The organism is Mesorhizobium sp. M4A.F.Ca.ET.022.05.2.1 (assembly GCF_003998845.1).
In the GTDB taxonomy this organism is placed as follows: domain Bacteria; phylum Pseudomonadota; class Alphaproteobacteria; order Rhizobiales; family Rhizobiaceae; genus Mesorhizobium.
Map to the genome: position 1 here is coordinate 1 of NZ_RZOJ01000599.1, position 2590 is coordinate 2590.

General features: G+C 63.0%; 3 protein-coding genes. All 3 read left to right on the forward strand.

The window, feature by feature from the left end:
- The coding region (locus tag EN745_RS33370; RefSeq protein ID WP_127423205.1) for an ABC transporter permease subunit at positions 1–430 on the forward strand (430 nt) is incomplete at its 5' end.
- A gap of 106 nt (positions 431–536) precedes the next feature.
- Entirely contained in the window at positions 537–1964 is a 1428-nt protein-coding gene (locus EN745_RS33375; RefSeq protein ID WP_126056766.1) for a gamma-aminobutyraldehyde dehydrogenase, read from the forward strand.
- 193 nt (positions 1965–2157) lie between these two features.
- A partial coding sequence (locus EN745_RS33380; RefSeq protein ID WP_145992290.1) for a hypothetical protein occupies positions 2158–2590 on the forward strand: 433 nt, incomplete at its 3' end.

Genomic DNA, 2590 nt, shown 5'->3' on the forward strand with positions numbered 1-2590 from the left:
GGCCGACATCCCGTTCTCGTTCTGGACGATCGTGCTCGGCCACGCCACCTTCTGCGTCGTCGTCGTCTACAACAATGCCGTCGCCCGCTTCCGCCGCACCTCCGGGTCGATGATCGAGGCCTCGATGGATCTTGGCGCCGACGGCTTCCAGACCTTCAGGCATGTCGTGCTGCCCAACATCGCCACCGCGCTGCTTGCAGGCGGCATGCTCGCCTTCGCGCTGTCCTTCGACGAGGTCATCGTCACCACCTTCACCGCCGGCCAGCAGCAGACCGTGCCGATCTGGATGCTCGAGGAGCTGATCCGCCCGCGCCAGCGCCCGGTCACCAATGTCGTGGCCATGGTCGTGGTTCTGGTGACGCTGCTGCCGATCCTCCTTGCCTATTACCTGACCCGCGACGGCGACCAGATCGCTGGTTCGGGCAAATGAAGAACAGCGAATAGGGAATAGCCAATAGCGAATAAGGGAAAAGTCGACCGCCAACCCTATTCGCTACTCGCTATTCGCTACTCGCTCCTGATCAAGGAGAAATCTTATGGACACCCAGATGCTGATCGGCTCGACCTTCGAGAAGGGCGCCGAGACCGAGGAGCCGATCCTCAATCCGAAGAACGGGGCGACCATTCTCAACCTGCCAGAAGCCAGCCCGGCGCAGATCGAGGCGGCTGTCAGTGCCGCCGAGCAGGCGTTCGTCAGTTGGTCGCGCACCACGCCGGCGCAGCGCTCCGGCTACCTCTTGAGGATTGCCGACCGCATTGAGGCCGAGGCGAAGGAATTTGCAGCACTGGAGGCGCTGAACTGCGGCAAGCCGATCAACGCCGTGCTCAATGACGAGATCCCGGCGATCGTCGACTGCTACCGCTTCTTTGCCGGTGCCGTCCGCTCCATGCCCGGCCAGGTCGCCGGCGAATACCTGCCCGGTCACACCTCGATGGTCAGGCGCGACCCGATCGGCGTCGTCGCCTCCATCGCGCCATGGAACTACCCGCTAATGATGATGGCCTGGAAGCTGGCGCCGGCGATCGGCGGCGGCAACACCGTCGTCTTCAAGCCGTCCGAGCAGACGCCGCTGACGGCGCTGAAGCTGGCCAGGATTCTCGCCGAGATCCTGCCGGAAGGCGTGGTCAACGTCGTGCTCGGCCGCGGCGAAAGTGTCGGCAACACACTGATCAACCATGCCAAGGTCAACATGATCTCGATCACCGGCGACGTCGCCACCGGCAAGAAGGTGCTGCAGGCGGCCGCCAAGTCGGTCAAGCGCACGCATCTGGAACTCGGCGGCAAGGCGCCTGTCATCGTCTTCGACGACGCCGATCTCGGCGCGGTCGTCAACGGCCTGCGCGCCTTCGGCTATTATAATGCCGGCCAGGACTGCACAGCCGCCTGCCGCATCTACGCCGGCAAGAAGGTCTACGAAAGACTGGTCGCCGATCTCTCCTCAGCCGTCTCGACCATCAGGTACAACCGCCCGGACGATACCGAAAACGAGATCGGCCCGCTGATTTCGCGCCGCCAGCGCGACCGCGTGTCGAGCTTCGTCGAGCGCGCCTCGGAGCTGAAGCACATCGAGATCACCACAGGCGGCAAGCCGGGCGAGGGCTCGGGTTTCTACTACCAGCCGACGGTCGTCGCCGGCGCGCTGCAGGAGGACGAGATCGTGCGCCGCGAGGTGTTCGGCCCGGTCGTCTCGATCACCCGCTTCTCGGAAGTCGACGAAGCGGTAAACTGGGCCAATGACAGCGACTACGGCCTTGCCTCGTCGGTGTGGACCAAGGATGTCTCGCGCGCCATGGCGACCGCCGCCCGCCTGCAATATGGCTGCACCTGGATCAACACCCACTTCATGCTGACCAACGAGATGCCGCATGGTGGGCTGAAGCAGTCCGGCTACGGCAAGGACATGTCGCTCTACGCGTTGGAGGACTACACCGCCGTCCGCCATGTGATGGTGGCGTATGGCTAGCGCCTAACCTCAGAAGCGTTCGGAAGTAAGGATGGAGGGGCTTTCCGCCATCCTTAAAGTATTCACCTCACCGGTTGCTGTCTGTTAATCCTGTTGCACTGTCGCCACATGGCGACAGACGGCAGATTTACTGAATATTCAACCTGTGCGAGCAGCTTTGCCAGCGGGAAACCGCACAGCGGGGGGTTCGCGCATGACCGTCTCGAAGATCAAGCTGACAATGATCGGCGGCTTCTGCCTGCTGGTTGCCTTCTTCTGTGCCAGGGACATCATCGCCAAGAGCGGCTGGCCGCAAGTGCCGGCCGAGATCACGGCGGTCACGGTCGAATGCCTGATGGAATCGACCCAGCACAGGATCGTCTACAAGACGGTCAGCAGCGCCTCGATCCCATGCGAATTGGTTGAAGCATTCAAGTCGGTCCATGCCGACAAGGAATGGACGGTGAAACAGAAATTCACCGGCACCTTGCGCGTCGGCGCCGGCGCGGACGCCGTCGAGGCGACCATGGACTTGAACAAGAGCGGGGGGCGTGAGCCGCAGGTAGGCGACAAGCTCGTGGTTGTTCAGAATCCGGCGAAGGCGACCCAGGTCGAACGGGCCGGCATGACCGGCACGCGTGTCATGC

What these genes read in the sequence shown, in the direction of transcription:
- EN745_RS33375 (WP_126056766.1), top strand. Translation starts at nt 537, where the DNA reads ATGGACACCCAGATGCTGATCGGCTCGACCTTCGAGAAGGGCGCCGAG.